The organism is Candidatus Limnocylindrales bacterium (assembly GCA_035626395.1).
Lineage (GTDB): Bacteria > Desulfobacterota > Binatia > UBA1149 > CAITLU01 > DASPNH01.
On sequence record DASPNR010000031.1, the window covers coordinates 244859 to 264502 of the forward strand.

The 19644-nt window shown below is 67.6% G+C and carries 15 protein-coding genes; 7 read left to right on the plus strand and 8 right to left on the minus strand.

All coding sequences use genetic code 11. The features are described from left to right. Positions 1 to 71 precede the first annotated feature (71 nt). Positions 72 to 1799 (minus strand): ABC transporter ATP-binding protein, encoded by a 1728-nt coding sequence (locus VEC57_12605; protein HYB99964.1) that lies wholly within the window; start codon positions 1797 to 1799, stop codon positions 72 to 74. A 144-nt stretch (positions 1800 to 1943) separates the two neighbouring features. Here VEC57_12605 and VEC57_12610 point away from each other — a divergent pair, with 144 nt between their 5' ends. The 7 genes from VEC57_12610 to VEC57_12640 all read left to right on the plus strand — a co-directional run bounded on the left by VEC57_12610 (position 1944) and on the right by VEC57_12640 (position 9009). Further along, positions 1944 to 2732 carry a nucleotidyltransferase family protein gene (locus VEC57_12610; GenBank protein HYB99965.1) on the plus strand — a complete coding sequence of 263 codons (789 nt, stop codon included), beginning with the start codon at positions 1944 to 1946 and terminating at the stop codon, positions 2730 to 2732. Positions 2733 to 2826: 94 nt separating this feature from the next. Then, positions 2827 to 3786, plus strand: a complete 960-nt coding sequence (locus VEC57_12615) for a diacylglycerol kinase family protein (GenBank protein HYB99966.1) — start codon at positions 2827 to 2829, stop codon at positions 3784 to 3786. Positions 3787 to 3800: 14 nt separating this feature from the next. Continuing rightward, entirely contained in the window at positions 3801 to 4793 is a 993-nt protein-coding gene (locus VEC57_12620) for a hypothetical protein (GenBank protein HYB99967.1), read from the plus strand. A gap of 156 nt (positions 4794 to 4949) precedes the next feature. After that, complete coding sequence (locus tag VEC57_12625; protein HYB99968.1) at positions 4950 to 6032, plus strand: fatty acid desaturase; 1083 nt, start codon at positions 4950 to 4952, stop codon at positions 6030 to 6032. 240 nt (positions 6033 to 6272) lie between these two features. Then, entirely contained in the window at positions 6273 to 7262 is a 990-nt protein-coding gene (locus VEC57_12630; GenBank protein HYB99969.1) for a hypothetical protein, read from the plus strand. Further along, positions 7259 to 7687, plus strand: coding sequence for a hypothetical protein (locus VEC57_12635; protein ID HYB99970.1), 429 nt, complete (start codon positions 7259 to 7261; stop codon positions 7685 to 7687). The genes VEC57_12630 and VEC57_12635 overlap by 4 nt, the downstream gene beginning before the upstream one ends. A 107-nt stretch (positions 7688 to 7794) precedes the next feature. Next, positions 7795 to 9009 carry a hypothetical protein gene (locus VEC57_12640; protein ID HYB99971.1) on the plus strand — a complete coding sequence of 405 codons (1215 nt, stop codon included), beginning with the start codon at positions 7795 to 7797 and terminating at the stop codon, positions 9007 to 9009. A gap of 9 nt (positions 9010 to 9018) precedes the next feature. Here VEC57_12640 and VEC57_12645 read toward each other — a convergent pair whose 3' ends face one another. The 7 genes from VEC57_12645 to VEC57_12675 form a co-directional block, all read right to left on the minus strand. Next, positions 9019 to 10515, minus strand: coding sequence for an amino acid permease (locus VEC57_12645; protein HYB99972.1), 1497 nt, complete (start codon positions 10513 to 10515; stop codon positions 9019 to 9021). Positions 10516 to 10522: 7 nt separating this feature from the next. Further along, complete coding sequence (gene lptF / locus VEC57_12650; protein ID HYB99973.1) at positions 10523 to 11650, minus strand: LPS export ABC transporter permease LptF; 1128 nt, start codon at positions 11648 to 11650, stop codon at positions 10523 to 10525. 32 nt (positions 11651 to 11682) lie between these two features. Further along, positions 11683 to 12219, minus strand: a complete 537-nt coding sequence (locus VEC57_12655; protein HYB99974.1) for a DUF4833 domain-containing protein — start codon at positions 12217 to 12219, stop codon at positions 11683 to 11685. A 137-nt stretch (positions 12220 to 12356) separates the two neighbouring features. After that, positions 12357 to 15575: a PAS domain S-box protein gene (locus VEC57_12660; GenBank protein ID HYB99975.1), complete on the minus strand. Its 3219-nt coding sequence runs from the start codon at positions 15573 to 15575 to the stop codon at positions 12357 to 12359. 26 nt (positions 15576 to 15601) lie between these two features. Then, positions 15602 to 16240 carry an MEDS domain-containing protein gene (locus VEC57_12665; GenBank protein ID HYB99976.1) on the minus strand — a complete coding sequence of 213 codons (639 nt, stop codon included), beginning with the start codon at positions 16238 to 16240 and terminating at the stop codon, positions 15602 to 15604. A 208-nt stretch (positions 16241 to 16448) separates the two neighbouring features. Beyond that, entirely contained in the window at positions 16449 to 17117 is a 669-nt protein-coding gene (locus VEC57_12670; protein HYB99977.1) for a glutathione S-transferase family protein, read from the minus strand. 95 nt (positions 17118 to 17212) lie between these two features. Next, positions 17213 to 19603 carry a molybdopterin-dependent oxidoreductase gene (locus VEC57_12675; GenBank protein ID HYB99978.1) on the minus strand — a complete coding sequence of 797 codons (2391 nt, stop codon included), beginning with the start codon at positions 19601 to 19603 and terminating at the stop codon, positions 17213 to 17215. Between the last annotated feature and the right edge of the window lie 41 nt (positions 19604 to 19644).

The window sequence follows — 19644 nt, forward strand, 5'->3', positions numbered from 1 at the left end:
CGCACGTGCCATGCAAGCAAGCTCGTCATCGGTTGGCGGCGTTCCATCCGTGCCGCCATCCGGAGCGGATGTCAACGCGCGTGTGCACCGGCGGCGGCCGCCGTTTCGTGCACTCGCTCGGCTGCGGTCACCTCGCCGTCGCAGAGGCGATAGACGCGGTCGGCAACCGCCAGAAGGCCAGGCTGATGCGAGATCGCCAGGATGGTGGTGCGGCCGCGCAGCGCGCGCACCGTATCGTAGATGGCCTCTTCGTTGACGGGATCGAGCGCCGCGGTGGCCTCGTCCAGGATCAGGAGGCGAGGTCGGTGCACGAGCGCTCGTGCGATCGCGATGCGCTGGCGCTGGCCGCCCGAGACGCGCGCGCCGCGCTCGCCCATCGGCGTCTCCAGGCCTTCGGGAAGCTGCGCGACGAAGTCCCAGGCACCCGCGGCACGCAGCGCCTCTTCGACGTCGCGCTCGGATATCGCGGGGTCGCCGAGCGTGACGTTCATTCGCACGCTGTCGTGCAGCAGCAGCATGTCCTGCGGGACGTAGCCGACCTGATTGCGCCACTTTCGCACATCGATCTCCGCCAATGGCACGCCGTCGAGCCACACCTCTCCGCGCTGCGGCCGCATCAGACCCAGCACGAGGTCGGCGATCGTGGTCTTGCCCGAGCCCGAGGGACCGATGACGGCGGTGACTTCGCCCGCGACGATCCTCAGCGACAGGTCGCGAAGGACGGGCCGTTCATCGTACGTGAAGTCGACGTCGCGCAGCTCGATCTCGCGCGTGAAGGACGGGGCGCGCGTGCCGGTGTGAGTCTCCGCCGCCGCCTGCGTCTCCTGGATGGTGCGCTGCAGCGCCCAGAATGCGCTCTCGCACGCGGCCATCGCCTGATACGACTTCTGCACCTTGCCGAGCGCGACCAGCGCGCGCGCGAACACCAGCGCCAGCACCACCACGCTGTCGAGCGCCAGTGACCACTGCACCGTGGCCAGGTAGAGACCGGCGGTCAGCGCCAGCACCATGAACGGCTCCTGCAGCGCGCGCACGGCCTCGCGGCTGAGCACCTGGCGGCGAAGCACGCTGTTGAGCATCTGCGTGTCGCGCTGCAGCAGCGGCGAGACCAGCTCCTCGCGTCCCATGGCCTTGAGCGGCTTGACCGAATACAGCACGTCGGACATGCGGCCGAGCGCCGAGCGCATGATTTCGGTCTGTCTGGCGCCGGCACGCTTGGTCATGCGCACGAGGCCGTTGAGCGCGCCGATGGTGGCGGCGCCGACGACCGCCGCCGCCGCCGCCGTCTGCCACGAGACGAGCGAGGCGATGACGATGTACAGCAGCGTCTCGATGCCCTGCGACATCATCGTCGCCCCGTGCAGATAGGCGTCGGCCGCGCGATGCGCTTCGGTGGCAAAGGAGTTGGCGAGCGTGCCCACCGGCTGACGCACGTAATAGAGCCAGCGTGCCTGCAGCAGTGAGCGCAGCAGCGAGAGCCGAAGGTCGGTGGCCACGTGCGCGACGGTGTAGCCGACCTGCTTCTGGCCGAGCAGCACCAGAGCCGCCTTGACGAGGCTGCCGGCGACGATGAGCGACAGAAGGACTCCGGTGGTCGGCTCCAGGCCCACCGCCGCGATCGCGCTGCGCAAGGTGCGCTCGAGCGGCGAGGAGCTGGCGTCGGTTTGGGTGACCAGGCTGAGCAGCGGAAGCAGGCTCGACAGGCCGACGCCTTCGGCCAGCGCCGCCAGCGACAGGCACAGCAGCATCAGCGAGCTGCGGCCGGGATACTGGCGGCCGAAAACGATGAGAAGGCGCATGAGGAGTGCCGGTTCGAAGTACAGGGCACGGCGGCGGCGGTCAACACACCTGCCGCGGCGTCGCTGCTCTTGCCGCGCGCGATGCGCCGCTTTCGTCGCCGCGGCAATGGTGCTGCTCGTCGGTTTCACGCATAAGGCTGCGCCATGATGCCGCCGCGCGTGCTGGTCCTTGCCGGACGCAGGGAAGGAGAGGATGCGCTCGCCATGTCGGCCGGCGTTGCCCATCGCGCGCTGCTTCCGATCGCGGGAGTGCCGATGCTGGTACGGGTGATCCGCACGCTGCGCGAAAGTGGCGTCGCGCTCCCGATCGCCGTCACCGCCGGCGACGACTCCGTCCTGCGCGGGGATGCGGAGCTGGCGGCGTGGACGACCAGCGGCGACATCGTCTTCCACCGAGCGGGCATCTCGCCTGCCACCACCGTGGCGGAGTACTTCGAGACGTGCGGCAACGGCACCCCGCTGTTCGTCACCACGGCCGATCATCCGCTGCTGACGCCGCAGATCGTGCGGCACTTCCTCGCCGAGGCGACGGCCAGTCGCGCCGACTTCGTCGTCGGGCTGGTGGCCGGGAGCGTCTTTTGCGCGCGTTTCCCCGATCAGCCGCGCACGTTCATCGTGCTGCGCGACGAGAAGTTCTCGGGCGCCAACCTGTTCCTGCTGCGCACGCCGCGCGCGCTCGAGGTGCCGCGCTTCTGGACGCGCGCCGAGGCTTTCCGCAAGCGGCCGTGGCGGCTGGCGAGCGTGTTCGGCGTATCCAACCTCGCGTTGTTCGTTGCCGGGCGCCTCGATCTGGCCGGCGCGATGGATCGAGCGTCGCACGTCATCGGCGCCGACATAGGCACGGTCGTTCTCCCTTTCGCCGAAGCGGCGCTCGATGTGGACAAGGAAGCCGATCGAATCATCGCCGAGAGCCTGCTGCGGGGACGGACCTGAACATCGCGCGGGACAGGAACCGAAATTTGCGCGGCCTGATCTCACATCTCCGATTGGAGTTTGGCGCAGTCCCCGGTTAATTGCCCGCATCGCGATGCGCGTCGGAGTTCTCAGCAACATGCGAGCGGGCGGCAGCGGCGCGCGCGTCGCGCAGGTGCTTTCGCGACTGTCGAAGTATCCCGAGGTCGTGCGTGCCGAGAGCGACAGCGCCGAGGGTGCCGCCGCGGCGATCCGCTCGCTTGCCGAGGCCGACATCGACGTGCTCGTCGTCAACGGCGGCGACGGCACTCTGCAGCGCGCGCTGACCGAGCTGCTCGGGACGGCCAGCCCGTTCAAGAGGCTTCCGGTGGTCGCGCCGCTTCGCACCGGACGCACGAGCATGAGCGCGCTCGACATCGGCAGCCCGGGCGATCCCGTCAAGGCCATCGACCGCGTGGTGTCGCTTGCCAGATCCGGGAACGTCGATCGGCATCTGGTCGACCGCGCGGTGCTGCGCATGATGCTCGATCCGGACGGCATCGATCACTACGGCACGTTCTTCGGCGGCGGCGTCATCTACCGCGCCATCCACCTGACGCACGAGGTGTTTCCGAAGGGACGCGCGCAGGGCGTGTTCGGCAGCAGCATCATCACGATCACGCTGCTCGGGCGCGTGCTGACGGGGAAGGAGCACGACGTGCTCGAGCCCGACCAGGTCGAGGTGCATGCCGACGGGCTGCACCTCGCGCAGACGCGGTATCAGCTTCTGCTGGCCACCACGCTCAACCGTCTGTTCATGAGGCTCCGTCCGTTCTGGGGCACCGGCCCCGGCGGCATCCGCTTCACCGGCATCGCACCGGGCGGTTTCCACAACCCGCGCGCGGTCGCGCGCCTGGTGCGCGGGCGCTGCCCGGTGCGCGGCAACGATCCGCGCTACGTCAGCGCGAACCTCGAAAGCGTGGTCATGAAGCTCGACTCGGGCGCCACTCTCGACGGCGAGATGTTCGATCCGCTGCCTGGGCGCAAGGTGACGCTGATGGCCGATCATCGCATTCGCTTCCTCGGCACCCGCTGAGCTAACGTTCCAGGATGGACGACCGGCTACAGGCATCGGCAGCACCAGCGGCATCCGCGCTGGCGGAGCTGGCGGCGTTGCTGGAGGCCGAGGAGCGGCGCGAGGTCCTGCCCGAAGTGGTGGCGATGGCGCAGGAGGTAAGGCGCCGTCACGGTGACGCGGTCCAGGCCGTGCTCTTCTACGGATCGTGCCTCCGTCGCAGCTACGTCGACGATGGAGTGCTCGACTTCTACGCCATCGTCGATTCCTACCGTGCCGCCTACGCGTCGCGAATCCTGGCCCTGTCGAACGCCGCGCTTCCGCCCAACGTGTATTACCTCGAGCACGCGGTGGGCGGGCGCACGCTGCGGATGAAGTACAACGTCCTCTCGCGCGCCGACTTCGCCGCGGCCTGCCGCCCCGAAAGCCTGCATGCCATCGTCTGGGCGCGCTTCTGCCAGCCGTTCGCGGTGGTGTGGGCTCGCGACGACCAGGTCCGGAGCACCATCGCTGCCGACGCCGCCGAGGCCGTGCTGACGATGATCAGCCGGATGCTGGCGCTGGCCCCGCAGGCACGGACGGCCGAGGAGCTGTGGCAGGCCGGCTTTGCCGCCACCTACGGCACCGAGCTTCGCACCGAGAGCGATGCCACGATCCGGTCGGTCTATGAGGCAGCGCCGCAACGATACGGACGGGTAGCGAGCCTGGCGATGGCCGAGCTGGCGCGGCGGGGGCTGGCCAGTGGGGCCATCGATGGCGACGGCCGCATCCAGGGCGGTCTGCACGGCGAAGCCGCCCGCTCCATCGCCCGCTCGTGGCGGCGCAAGCTGCCCGTGGCCAAGTCCCTGTATGCCGTACGGATTCTGAAGTCGGCCCTGACGTTCGGCGAATGGCTGCCGTACGCTCTGTGGAAGCTGCAGCGCCACACGGGCGTTCGCATCGAGCCGACCGAACGCCAGCGGCGCCATCCATTGATCTGGGGGTGGCCGGTGGTCCTGCGACTGCTGCTGCGACAGAACCTGCGATAGCTCTGTTGCAGGATCGCACGGGCAGCGTCGTGCCGGACCCGCTCATGAGCCGGCGCGGCATCGGCAGCGTCCAAATGCGCCCCGTCGCGCGGTGCGGCAATGCAGGCCGGTTTTGTTGTAATCCCTCGCCTGCACTGGCAAGGTTCCCGAACTGCCATGACGACAGCCGCTGTAGGGATGGGGTCCGAGCAGCGCGTGGAGGCGTCGGCCGAGCATAGTCCAGCCGCACTGCGTCGTCGCTACGCGACCCGTTTCAAGCCCATCCCTTTCATCTATTGGACCGACATGCTCGCTTCGGCCGCTCTTGGCTGGAGCGCATTCCTGCTCGCCCATTGGGCCAGCCGTTTCTCGGTCCAGTGGTTCATCCTCGAAGCCATCGCGACCTGCGCCCTGTACCGGGCCGTCCTCTTCATCCACGAGCTGACCCACCTCCGCCGCAGGGCGGTTCCCGGCTTCAACGTGGTGTGGGACCTGGTTCTCGGGGTTCCGCTGATGGTGCCGAGTCTGATGTACGTCGGCTCGCACGGCGAGCACCACCGCCGCATGGTGTTCGGCACCGAGGCGGATCCGGAGTACGCGCCGATCGCCTCGTGGAGCAAGGCCCGCATCCTGCTCTCGTCGCTGCCCATCCTGACCGTGCCCGGCCTGCTGGTGATCCGCTTCGCGATCCTGGGTCCGCTCTCCTACGTCATCCGGCCGCTCCGGCCTCTGGTGGTCGGCTACATGTCGACGCTGGTCATCAACCCCGCCTACAAGCGAAAGATGCCCGAAGGCAAGAATGCCTACCGCTGGTATCTGGAGGAGGCGGGGACCGCACTGGTCGCCTGGGGCATCGCCTTCGCGATGGTCATGGACTGGATGGCGACCAGCTGGCTGTGGGAGTGGTACTTCGTCTCCAGCCTGATCCTGATGCTCAACCACGTCCGGACCCTGGTCGCCCACCGCTACCACAATGACGGCCAGCCCATGGACCTGATGGGCCAGTACCTGGACTCGGTGAACCTGGACAGCGACTCCTGGTTCACGATCCTGCTGGCGCCGGTGGGGCTGCGCTATCATGCGCTGCACCACCTGCTGCCCACGGTCCCCTACCACGCGCTCGGCCGCATCCACCGCGAGATGCTGAGCGAGCTGCCCAAGTCCACGCCCTACCGCCAGTCCGAGCACCGCAGCCTGATCGCGGCGATGCGGCGGCTGCTGGCCAAGCGCGGGACCGAGGCCGCGCAAGTGCCCTCTTAGCAGTCCCGTTCCGGATCCCCGTCCAGCACCAGTGCGACACCCTGCCCGTGCTCAGGGCATCGGGTGCAGCGCGGTCCTCCCGGCGCTCGCCGACGCAGGCGTGCGTCGAGCCGGTGCAGCGGCCGCGCGAACGCGGCCGCAATCCTCTCGTCGCGCCGATGCCGCCGGCATTGCCGTGCCCCGGGCAGGGACATACGGTTCGAGGAGCGGCGCCATGGCGCCCGCGAGGAGGACGCAGCGATGCAGGGTCGCGGCAGGTCAGCGGCTCGAAGATCGCCTCGGCGAGAGATCGACCGCTCGCCGCGCGCCGCCGTCATCGCCACCGGGCAACCGCTGGCAACCCGCTGGCATGCGCTGTGGTCCGCCGTCGATCCTGGCGACGCCTCGCTGATCGATCGCAGGCTCGACAGCCTGCGCCGGATCGTCCTGCTGTATGGCGCCGCCAGGAGCTGGCTGTGGCTGCGCTTCGCACCCGATCTTCCCGAAGGCGGTCTGGCACTGACGGCGCTGTGGATGTCGATCTGCGCGGCGTTGTCATTCGGCAGTCGCCGCGCGGGCTGGGCACCCGTTGCCGCGCTGGCCGCGCTGGTGCCGCAACTCTGGTGGACGTTCCCGCGCACGAACAACCACTTCTATCTCGAGCTGTTGGTCGTCGTGCTTCTCGGCGTGGCTGCGGGGCGGAAGGGCGAAGACGGGCGCTTGGCCTACCGCGGCGTGGTCTGGCTGACGCTGATCGTGCTGTTCCACACCGGTCTGCAGAAGGTCCTCTATGGCTACTACTTCGGCGCCGAGATGCTGGCGTGGATGGTGGCCTCCAGCGAGCGCTTCGGCGACCTGTTCGCGATGCTGCTTCCTGCAGAAGAGACCGCGCGTCTGCGCGGCTACGACACCATGCGCACCGGCGATGGTCCGTACCGAGTGCAGAGCCCGCTGTTCATCGCGGGCTCCAATCTCGTCTATGGCGCCGAGATGGCGCTGCCGTTGCTGCTGGCGCTGCCGGCCACGCGCCACCTCGCGGCGATCGCTTCGATCGCGCTGGTCGTGCTGTTCCAGCTCGGTGCGCGCGAGATCGGTTTCGGCGTGCTCTTCCTTCAGCTGCTGATGCTCTTCCTGCGAGGCGACGCCATCGGCCGCACGTTGCCGGCCACCGCCGCGTTCCTGGCGTGGGCCGTTGCGGCCGCCTACGGCCTGCTGCCGGGCCGCTCGCTCGTCGATCCGGGGTACCTGTGAAGCGTGCGGTGGTCGCTTGCGTGCTGGCGTGGGCGGCGCTGTGGCCGCTGGCGCACTACCGGCTCGTGCACCATTACGGCCTCAACCCGTGGAAGTTCGGCGCATGGGCGATGTACACGGTGCCGACGCCGCCCGTTCTGGTCGCTCTGTTCACGAGATCCGGCGGCGGCTACCGCCACATCGACCACCAATCGCTCAGCTCCGAGCTGCAGCAGGTGCACCGCCGCTTCCAGATGGATCGTCACGTCTGGGGCGATCTGGCGCGGCCCGATGATCTGGCCAGGGCCGCGCTGGCGGAGCTGCCCGGCGTCCATAGCATCGTGATCATCGTGCAGCGGATGACGCTGGATCCGGAAACGAGCCGCATGGTCTCGGCGAAGGCCGAGTACGATTACGACCGCCGCACGATCCTGGCGTCGCGCTGACACCCATCGGGGCATACCTGCTGCCGCTTCGACGCATTCGGTTGCAGCCGTCTTGTTGGCCGGCACGGTCGCACATTACAGTGACCTGCTTCCAGAGATCGATGGGCATGCACGACAAGCTGGTCTGCGCCGTCCGCGTTTCCATTGCAGCTGCCGCCGTCTTGGCCATGGTCGGCTGGCGCAGCGAAGCGCTGGGCGCCCTCGGCGATTGCAGCCAGCCCGTCAGCAGCGGGTCCAAGCCCACGGCATCCGACTGCCTGTTCATTCTGAAGGCGGGCGTCGGCACCGAGCAATGCGGCTGCATCTGTGACACCAACGGCTCCGGGACGACCACTGCCACCGATTCGCTGGTGTGCCTGAAAGCCGCCGTCGGCCAGCCCCAGCCGCTTGGCTGCGAGTGCACGGCGACGACGACTACGTCCACGACCACGACGACCACGACGACGACCACCACCACGATCGCCGGGCCGGCGCAGATCGTCATCGAGACGCCGCTGCTGGAAATCGCCCCGCAGCAGGAAATCACCTATTGCTACTACTTCCGCACGCCGAACGAGGTGCCAGCGGCGATCACGGCCTTTTCCTCACAGATGTCGTCATTGGTACACGAAATCATCGTGGCGACCACGGTGGATGCCGAGGGGGAGCCGGCAGATCTCATGCCGCCTGGAACCGTTTCGGCCAGCGGGTGCTCTTCGGCGAACCTCGGGCAGATCACGTCGCAGTGGATCTACGTGGCCCAGAGCAGCCCGCACGCACTGGACGTTCCCGACGACGACGGCAACGGAAAGCCCCTCGGCGTCGAGCTGCCGGCCGGCGCGGCCGGCTATGTCCTGCTTCATTATTCCAACGCCACCGAGGCAGCGGCGCCTGGCAACGCGACGTTGACGCTGGAGCTGCTGCCCGCCGGCGCGGACTACACCGAAACCGCCACGCTGGTCACCTACGACTCCACCATCTCCATTCCGCCGTTTATCGTCGGCGACATCGAGAGCCAGACCTGCGAGCCGCCGCAGGGCGCGTCGTTCTGGTGGTTGTCGATGCACGCGCACAAGCAGGCGGTGCTGATGGAAGTTCTCGACGGGACCGAGCCATTGTTTCAGACCGAGGACTGGGAGAATCCCGGCGCCCGGCAATGGGCGGCGCCGTCGTTCCATTCGTTCTCGGGCGACATGACTTCCCGCTGTACGTACAACAACTCGACCAACCGCACGATCACCGCCGGCCCGTCCTACGTGAGCGACGAACAATGCATGGTTGTGGGGTACTTCCTTCCCGCGTCCGAGCCGCTATGGTGTTTCGACGGCTTCGAGCTGTACTGAGGAAGCCGGCTAGGAGCGCGCGGGGCCGCCGCCCCTGTCGCGATGCTCGATGGCGAACTCCTCCTCCGGCGACAGGATGAGCTTGTGCCGTCCCACCATCGCGAAGTAGGCGATGCAGACGGCAAACCAGATCGCAACGCCGACCACGCCGCCGCGGAACACCGGATCCTGCAGCTGAAAGACGATGGTGAGGCCGGCGATGGCAACCGTAAGGACCGCGCCTGGAACGCCGAACGGCGAGCGGTAGGGCCGCTCCATGTGCGGGAAGCGCTGCCGCAGCCGGATGAACGACATGCCCTGCATGACGTAGGAGAACATCGCGCCGAAAACCGCCATGTTCAGCAGCGTTCCGCCGATGAACGCGCCGCGCGCTTCTTCGCCCAGCGTGAACCACACGACCAGCATCACCGCCAGCCCCACGAGCGAGCCGGCCACCAGCGCCACGTGCGGCGTCTTGCGACTGCCGTGCGTCAGCGACAGCACGGTCGGAAAGTAGCCGGCCCTGCTCAGCGAATAGATCTGCCGCCCGTAGGCGTAGATGATCGAATGGAAGCTGGCGACCAGGCCCAGCACCGCCACCAGTGCCAGCAGCTTGGCGACGTCGTCGCCGAAGATGGCCTTGAAGCCGTCGAGCACCGGCTCGCCGGAGGTGCCGAGTTTGTGCGCGCCCACGCCGATGATGGCCGGGTTCAGGACCAGCACCAGGAACGCCGAAACCGCCAGCGTGAACATCCCGAGCAGGATGCCCTTTGGCATGTCGCGCCGCGGGTCGACCGACTCCTCCGCGGCCAGCGGAAGCTGCTCGATGGCCAGATACAGCCACACCGCGAAGGGCAGGCAGCGCAGCACGCCGAGAACGCCCATGGGGAGGAAGGGACCGTTGCCCTCGGGCAGCTCGCTGCCGTCGGGTGCGATGTTCATCGCCCAACGGGAGAAGTCGATGTGCGTCAGCGCCGCCGCATAAAAGAACGCCAGGCACGCCAGCGCCGCCAGCGTTACGATCAGCGTGACCCGGAACGACATCTCCACCCCGACGAAGTTCAGCCACACGAAGAGCGCGTACCCGGCTACCCAATACACCGGCTGCACCGACTCGGGCGTTTCCAGGATCGCGCCCATGTACGTGCCGATGAAGAAGACCACGACCGCCGGTGTCAGCACGTACTCGACGTTCTCGGCCAGGCCGGTGAGAAAACCGCCCCACGGCCCCATCGCCGTTCGTGCGAACGAGTACGCGCCGCCGGTGTGCGGCATGGCCGGGCTCATCTCGGCCAGCGAGTAGGTCAGCCCCAGATACATGATCGTGATGACGATCGTGGCGATGAACATCCCGCCCCAGCCGCCAAAGGCGAATCCGAGGTTCCAGCCCGAGAACTGACCGGAGATGACGGCACCGACGCCGAGCGCCCACAGCAGCCCGACGCCGGCATGCCGGCGCAGGCCGCGGGCCGCGAAATAGGCATCGTCGACTCGGGTGTAGGTGATCAATGTTTCCTGTTGCGACATCTCGCCTTCACCTCCGAAGCCCGAGCAGCGGACGCTCGAGGGACGCGCGCTGGAACATCCACCACCCGAGCAGCCCCAGCACGACGTTGGGCATCCACATCGCCAGCCCCACCGGCAACTGCCCTCCGCGCGCCAGGGTCATCGCCGCGGTGAGCAGCAGGTAGTACAGCAGCACCACCGCCACGCTGGTGACCAGCCCGCGCGACTTGACGCCGCGCCTCCCGCTGGCACCGAGCGGCACGCCGACGAGCGGCAGCAGCAGCGCCGCCACCGGCAGCACGAGCTTGCGATGAAGCTCGACCGACTCCTCGAGCGCGGGCTCTCCGCGCGCCAGAAGATCGCGCCGCCTGGCCAGAAGGTCACCGAGCTTCATCGCCGGCGGCCCGCCCTGCTTGGCAAGATCGACGCCGGTGTCCTCGGCCATGTCCAGATTGAGCTCGAGCGAATCGAAATCGGTCTTGTCGTGGTACTTGCCCGAGGCGTGGTAGGTGATGAGGCTCCCGCCCACGAGCTGAAGGTACGCCGTCCGCGCATCCTCATTGGACCGGATGGTACCCTCGCCGGCAAAGATCGTCTTGCGGCCGTACTGGTCCCGCTCCTCCGACAGCACCACGCGCTGCATGTGTCCGGTCTTTCCATCGAGCTGGTCGACGTAGAGGATGACTCCACCGAACCAGGAGTTGAAGACGCCCGGCCGAAGTGCCGCCGTAAGGCGCGTCCGCGCCATCTTGTACGTGGCGCGCTCGATGCCGCGATTGGCCCACGGTCGCATCCACACGCCAAGGGCCAGGCTGAGCACGGCGGTGGTGACGCCGAAGACGAACAGCGGCCGGCTGAGCTGGCGCAGGCTGATGCCGCTGGCCCGCAGCGCGATCAGCTCTCCGTCGGCGGACAAGCGCGCGAAGACGACGACGACGCTCAGGAGCGCCGCCATCGGAAGCGCGACTTCCAGGTAGGAGGGGACGATGTAGCCGGCCAGCGACAGCACGAGCCGCGCCGGCACGCCGCGTGCGAACGCCAGGTCGACGAACTCGACCATTCGCAGCACGAACAGGATGGCCACGGCCAGCGCCATGCCCGCGGCGAAGGCGCCGCGTACCTCCCGCAGCAGGTAGCGCTGAAACGTCGGTCCCAATTGCTCCTCGGCTCAGCGAAGGGGGCTGCCCTTCATTCCTCGACGGTGATCTTCTCGTAGACGGCATGGCCGTCGTTGCTGCGGCCGTAGAGCTCGACGTAGCGCACGCTCGGAAGAAGAATCCCCTCTTCGGCGAACACGAACACCTTATCCAGATAGGCATCTTTGCCGTCGATGGTCAGGAACGCCTCGGCCTTGCATCCCTTGCCCTTGCCGGCCGCAGCAGCCCTGACCGTCAGCAGCCGCTCCGGGAACGCGCGCATGCGCGCTTCGACGCGTCCGTCGCTGGCGACGGTCTGGCTCTGGAACCCGTACGCCATCTGCTGGAAGAACTTCAGCGGCTTGGTCGTGGGTGGCCCGCTGTCGATGCGCAACCAGTAGTTGTAGAGCGGCTCCTCGCCGACCGGCCGGCATTTGTCGTCGACAGTGATGCCGTAGTGCACCTGATTGCGGTTCTTGTTGCGGTCGATGTGGAAGACGGACTCGGGGCGCCCGCCGCCGTGGGCGATGGGGCCGATCAGCAGCAGGGCAGCCGCAGCCAGGGCGGCAAGGCATGGTCGGCGCTGCATTCGGGGAGCCTATCCGACATGGCGGCTAACTGCACTTCGGCGGCCATCGCGCGGCGCGGCGCCTGCCGGCGACACCATCGCACGCCGACGCGGTGCGGCTTGGGATCGGGGTCGCGGGCGACGCCATTCATTGGGCGTCACGTGGAGGCGTTCGGTACGCCGACCTTCGACGGCAGCCGTGCGAGCAGACTGGCAATCTCCGTCGGCTCGGGAGGCTTGACGAGGTGGTAGTCGAAACCGGCCTCCGCCGTCAGGCGCCGGTCCTCCTGCTGGCCCCACCCCGTCAATGCAGCAAGGACCGTCTCGGCCGTCCCCGGCTGCTGCCGGATCCGGCGCGCCACCTCGTACCCATCCATGCCGGGCATCCCGATGTCGAGGAAGACCAGGGCGGGACGGAAGCGCTCGACGACGTCCAGCGCGGCAGCACCGTCATGCACGACGCGGACTGCGTGTCCCTGCATTCGCAAGAGCATCGCCAGGCTGGTCGCCGCATCCTTGTTGTCGTCTACGACCAGCAGGCGGTGGCCGTTCGCGACGGGCTTGTCGGCGTCTCCCGCGCCGTTGCCGAGGCTCGAATCCCTCGCGATGCGAGCGTGGTCGAGGGCCGGCAGGCGGACGACGAACTCGGTGCCCCGTCCTACACCGGCACTGTCCGCTTCCACGGTTCCGCCATGCATCTCCACAAGGTTGCGCACCAGCGTCAGACCGATGCCGAGCCCGCCCTGCGACCAGGCCATCGCGTGATCCGCCTGGACGAAGAGATCGAAGATGCGCGGCAGCATTTCGGGAGCGATCCCGATGCCGTCATCGCGCACGCGCAGGATCGCGTTTGCGCCAACGCGTTCGGCGATGACGCGGACGTGGCCGCCAGGCTCCGTGTACTTGGCCGCGTTCCCAAGCAGATTGCCGACGACCTGGGTCATGCGTACGGGGTCGGCGTCGACGAAGATCGGCTCGGGCTGCACCTGGATCTCGAGCTCGAGCCCCTTCTGCCTGATGGAAGCCTCGACCGTCTCCACAGCGCGGGCAATGATCGCGCCCAGCTCTACGGGCTCGCGGCGAAGGTCGATCTTGCCGCGCATCACCCGCGAGACGTCCAACAGGTCGTCGACGAGCCGTACGAGATGATGCACCTGCCGCTCCATCATGTCGCGGCTCTGCCGGAACGTCTGCTCGTCCAGGCCCGGCATCTTCATGATCTGCAGAGAGTTGCGAATGGGTGCGAGCGGGTTGCGCAGCTCGTGCGCGAGCGTAGCTAGGAACTCGTCCTTGCGCCGGTCTGCCTCCCGGAGCGCATCCTCCATCCGCTTGATCTCGCTGATGTCGGTGTTGGTCCCGAACCAATACAGGATCCGGCCACTGTCATCGCGCAGGGGGTTGACGCGGGTCAGGAAGGGCCGGAATGTTCCCGCGGAGTTGCGCAGCGGGAAAACCATCTCGAAAGGCTTTCCGGTCGCGATCGAATCGTTCCACTGCTCGAGCACTTCCGGCAGGACATGAGGATCATGCACCGACTGCCATCCCCAACCTTCCATCTGCTCCGGTGAAGTGCCCGTGTACTCGTACCATTGGCGATTGAACCAGAAGACATGGCCGTCGGGGTGGGCCATCCAGGCAAGCTGCGGAATCGTGTCCGCGAGGAGGCGCAGCTTTTCCTCGCTCTCGCGCAGCGAGCTGAGAAGCTCGTCCTTGCGGCGGTCAGCCTCGGCGAGCTGCGCCACGCGTAGCCGCAGCTCCGTTTCCAGCATCTTTCGGTCGGTTATGTCGACGAGCACACCGGGCATGCGCACCGCCCGGCCGGAGGCGTCGCGTTCGGCACGCCCGCGCGCGGCCACCCAGCGGATCGAGCCATCCTGCTGCACGATCCGGTAGTCGGCTTCGTAATCGTCTCCTTCCGTCACCGAGCGGGACAACGCCGCGGTGACGCGTGCGACATCATCGGGATGGATCGCTTCGATGTAACGGTCGAGCGCGGCGCCGTTGGCGTCCCTCGCCGCCAGATTGAACAGTCGGGCGAGATTGGCGTCGGCGAACAGGCGGTTGCTGCCGATATCCCAGGTCCAGGTGACGATGGCTCCCGCTGCCAGCGCCGCGTCCAGCCGCGCGCGGGCGTCCTGCAGTTCTCTTTCAACGCGCTTGCGCTCGGTTATGTCCTCCTGGACGCAGACGAAGTAGCGCCTCTCACCCATCTCGAGGGCGGTGATGCGCGCATGCGTGATGAACTCGCTCCCGTCCTTCCGGCGGTTGCTGAACTCGCCGGACCATTCCCCGGCCGTGCTGAGGCGGGCGATCACCTCGCCGATGACACGCTGGTTCTCTTCCGGCGGATACGCGTTCTGGACGCTGACGTGCTTGCCGATGAACTCGCCGTGCTCGTAACCGAACATCCTGTCCTCGGCCGGGTTCGTGTAGACGATGATGCCGGATTCGTCGGTGACGCTGACGCCCTCGGCCATGCTCTCGAGGACGCGGGCCCTGAGCTTGGAATCGTGCTCGGCGCGGCGGCGCTCGGTGACATCGAGCGTGACGGCGAGTTGGAGCAGGCCGCCGTGGCCTTGCAGCGGAGCGGCATGGGTCTCCATGTGGCGCCGGCTGCCCTTGAGCCCCCGGATCTCGAAACGGAGGGAGCCCTTCTCACCGCGACAGATCCGCTCGTTGAAATCACGAAATCGTTCGCGGCTCTCCTCGGTCATCAGGTCGTACACGCATCGGCCGATGACGTCCTCCGGCCGCTCCGCATCGACCATCGACAGGCCGGCGGTGTTCATGTCCACGAGGGTGCCATCGGGCGCTACGACCTTGATGCAGGCCGGCGTCGTCTCCACGACTGCGCGCAAGCGCTCCTCGCTGCGTCGCATGTAGTTCTCCGCCCGCCGGCGCTGCACGATGATCGCCGTCTGGTTCGCACCGACGCCCAGCAGCAGCCTGTCGCGCTCGGAGGGAAACGAAGCATTGCGCGACGCCGTCACCAGCACGCCCAAGTCGTCGCGGATCGCGAACCGGGTGACGGCGACGTGGAGGCTGCCGGCGCCGAACGGGTCGACGATGGTGGACGGCGAATCGCCCGCGTCCTGCAGCACCGGCGCGACCGCTCTACGGACCGCGTCCACGTCCGACGGAGCTTCGCCGCCGGCGCCGCGGGCGACCTCGATCGTGGGCTCGGCGCCCAGACCGGAGAGCCGCAGGTAGAGAAGGTCCAGGGAAAGCGTGTGCACGAGAATGTCGGCGAGGCTATGCGCGATCTGCTCCAGCGGCTGGCCGAACCACACCGCCGGCAGCGTGGAGAGCGCGACCAGGTCGCTCATCGTGCGCCGCAAGCGCCGATTCTCCTCGATCACATGGTCGATGGGTTCCATGTGTGCCCGGCCGTAGCGACGGACGCTCAGAGCTGGTTTCGCCCCGCTCGCTCGTGCAGCTCTCGCAGCATCTCCCGAGGAGGTACGTAGAAGGGATTCTCCTGAAGGATGCCGCCGATGATGACCATCGGATGCGTGCGGAGGATGTCGATCACGATGCGTGCATCGAAGCGCATCAGGTCGTACGTGCAGACGACCGGGTCATGGTAGTGGGGCAGAACTTCGTTGAGCCGCGTCTCGTATTCCACGATTTCGTCGACGCCGGGCAGATCCTCGAGCGCCCATTCCATGTTGGCTACCAGGCGAGTCACGCGACCCGGGCGCTTCTTGGCCGGATCGAGCGCCTCCTTGATCGTTTCGATCATCCGGAACTGATCGAAGCAGTCCTCCGCGAGATAGGCTTCCTGCCATGGCCTTACCTCGAGCTGTCCCTCCGCCTCCGCGGCGGCGACGTCGATACCCGCCTGCTCGAGCCGGCGCAGGTGCTCCTGGCGGTGATTCGGGTCGACGACGTGAAACGCACGGTCGCCGAGGTCGAACCCTTCCTTGATGAAGGGCATCAGCACCTCGTACTCCTCCTCCTTGGAGTGAAAGAACGCGCAGACGTGGCAGGACCGGCCGAGAACCGACTGCGCCAGGCGCACCGGCTCCATCGCAATGCTCATCGAACTTCCTCCGGTGGCTGGAACGGTCCGCCGAATGGCGCCGTGCCGCATCGGTTGCGTGACGGCCTCCATGATGGCAGTGCCGGAACGGACAACAAGGGATCGGGACGCTTCATCGAGGGCAAACGTCGGGCGACGGGCGCTGGGACGGACCATCGGGCGGCGATGCACGGGCGCCGGCCGAGCCACCGGCGCGTCGGAGTACCGATCAGCGCTGCAGGATCGACTGCGCCGCCTTGACGACGTCCTCGCTCGAGGCGGTCTCGATGGGTCGCGGAATCTCGACGCCGCGCTGCACGGCCGGGCGCTCGGCGACGCGGTCGATCCACTTCTGGAGGTTGGGCATGTCGTCGATCTCGATGCCCGACCACGCGTGGATGCGGACCCACGGCCAGGTCGCGATGTCGGCGATCGAGTACTCGTCGCACAGGTACTCGCGGCCCTCGAGGCGCGTTTCCAGGACCTGGTAGAGGCGCTTGGTCTCGTTGTGGTAGCGGGAGATCACCGAGGGGAGCTTTTCGGGGAAGTAGCGGAAGAAGACGTTGGCCTGCCCCTGCATCGGGCCGACGCCCGACATCTGGAACATCAGCCACTGGATGACGGTGGAGCGGCCCTTGCGGTCGGTGGGCAGCAGCTTCCCCGTCTTCTCGGCGAGGTAGATCAGGATCGCGCCCGACTCGAACACGGCGAAATCGCCTTCCTCGCGATCGACGATGGTCGGGATGCGGCCGTTGGGATTGATCTTCAGGTACTCGGGCTGCTTCTGGTCGCCGCTTTGAAGGCTGATGGCGTGCACTTCGTAGGGAAGCCCGACTTCCTCGAGCATGATGGAAGCTTTCCAGCCGTTGGGCGTTTGCGAGGTGTACAGGTCGATCATCGCTCCTCCTGCAGAAACGGGGACCGGCCGCCGTTCTTCGCCGGCGCCGTCCCCGTTCCTCTATCGCTGCGGTCCTTCGAGGGCTACCGCGCCGGCTACGCCGCCGAGGGCTGCTCGGCCTTGGCGATCCGGCAGCGAACGTAGCGGTGATGCGGAATGCCGGTGAACGGGTCGCGGTCGGCAACGTCGGTCAGCTCGTTGCCGTTGGCGCCGTCGATGCCGGCCGCGGCCTGGCCCGGCTTGCCGAGCACGGTGCCGAAGCCGTTGGGCATGGAGACGTGGCCGCTCATCAGCTTCTCGTCCAGCACCACCGGCAGGATCACCGCCGCGCGGTTGGTTTCGAGCCTGGCGAGGTCGCCCGCGCCGATGCCGAGCCTGGCCGCGTCGCCCGGATGGATGCTGAGCGAGCAGTGCGGCCCGCTGCCCTTTCGCCACTTCGGATCGCGCTGGATCGTGTTGGCCGTCCAGCGCGTGCGCAGGCCGTTGGCCAGAATGAACGGGTAGGCCGGGTCCTCGCGCCGGGCCGTCGCCGCGCGCTCGAGCTCGGCGAGCATCTCGGGGATGGCGAGCCGCACGCGCTTGTCGGGGAAGTTCACATGCTGCTCGAAATTGGTGCCGAGCTCGGTGCGCGCGATCACCACGCCTTCGGGATGCGCCATGATGCGCGCGAAGATCTCCTCGCCGAGCTCGAACGGGTTCTTGGCCGCGTGCTCCTGCCCGAGTGCACGCAGGACGTCGTCGCGCCGCAGCATCGCGTTCTTCTGCGACAGCACGTACGGCGGGACCAGGCTCGGGGATGCCAGCACGGGTCCCAGCAGGCGGTACGACCACGCCAGCAGCTGCGTCTCCGGATCGATGCCGCGCTTGGCGACGTCGCCGAGCAGGCTCATGGCCACCCCGAGGAAGAAGCCGCGGCCTTCGGGCGTGCCGAGCATGGGCACCAGGCTCAGCAACTCCTGCGGCGGCGCCTCCACGAGGCCCATCGCCTCGAGGATGCGGATGTAGATCTCGCCCTCGGTGCGCGCCTCGGGCGGCCCCGCCACCACCGGCGGCCGCACCTGGACGGGAATGTCGGGATAGCCCTTGGGGAACAGCGCCATCTCCCATTTCTCGTATCCGGTCGGCGCCGGCAGCACGTAATCGGCATCGCGCGCCGTCTCCGTGAACGCCGGCTCGATGACCACGAGCAGGTCGAGCTTCTTGCGAGCCTCGCGCCACGCGTTGGTGTCCGAGTACGACAGATAAGGGTTGGACGAGTCGACGATGATCGCGCGCAGCCGCTCGGGGTGATCGAGCATCACCTCCTCGGGCACGAGCGTGGGCGAGAACATGCCGGCATTGCCGAGCGCACGAATGGCGGGGATGCCCGACGCCAGCGCACGCTCGGGCTCCTCGAAACGGTTCTTGCTCCACTCCGAGGGAGCGACCGTGGAGTAGAAGACGTTGCCGCCTTCGCGCGCGAGGTTGCCCGTCAGCGCCAGCAGCACTCGAATCAGGTACGAGTTCAGCGTCGAGAACGGCGTCATCTCCACGCCCAGGTCGTAGAGCACCGAGGCCGCCTCGGCGCGGGCGAACTCTTCGGCCACGCTGAGGATGTCGGCGGAGGCCAGGCCGGCGCGCCGGCCCATCTCGTCGACGTCGATGCGCGTCAGGACGTCGCGCAGCTGATCGAAGCCGCTGGTACGGTCCTGCAGGAACGCCGCGTCGTAGAGCTCGCGCTGCACGATCGCGGCGGCCATCGCGATGAGGAAATAGACGTCGCCGCCCGGCCGCACGCGCAGATGCCGATCCGCCGTCTTCGTCGTCTCGGTCACGCGCGGATCGAGAACGACGACCTTGCGCGCCGGGTCCTTGGCCATTTCGCGGAAGAAGTCGGTGGCGTTGTGGCCGCGGTTGCTGATCTTGGGATTGGTGCCCAGCACCAGAAGGTACTGCGTGCGCTCGAGGTCGGGATGCAGGAACCCGGTGGGCGGCGCATCCATCATCCAGAAGTCGACGAGGCAGTGCTGGGTCTTCTCCTGCGCAAATGCGTTGTACCAGCGGCGCGAGCCGATGGCCTTGAGGAACCCGAGCGCGAAAGGACCGCCGATGTGGTTGGCCTGACCGCCCACGCCCACCAGTCCGATCGAGCGCGGCCCGTGCTCGCTGCGGATCGCGGAGAGCCTCACGGCGATCTCGGCGATGGCGGTGTCCCAGTCGATGCGCTCGAAGGTGCCGTCGCCGCGGCGCCTCATCGGGTACTGCACGCGCTGATCGTGCTCGACGTAGTTCACGATCGTGACGGCCTTGTTGCAGATGTAGCCGTGCGTGATCGGGCTTTCCTTGTCGGGCCGCACGGCCGTGATGCGGTTGTCGGCGACGTCGACGCGGATGCCGCAGTTGTGGCTGCACAGGACGCACACCGTGGGCAGATCGGCGCCGTGTGTGGGAATGGGCGCGGCGGCGATGGACGGATGGACGGCGGTGGTGGTGCGGCTCTGCTCCATGGCTACTCCCTTTGGCCGAAGTAATTGGCCATACAAATATC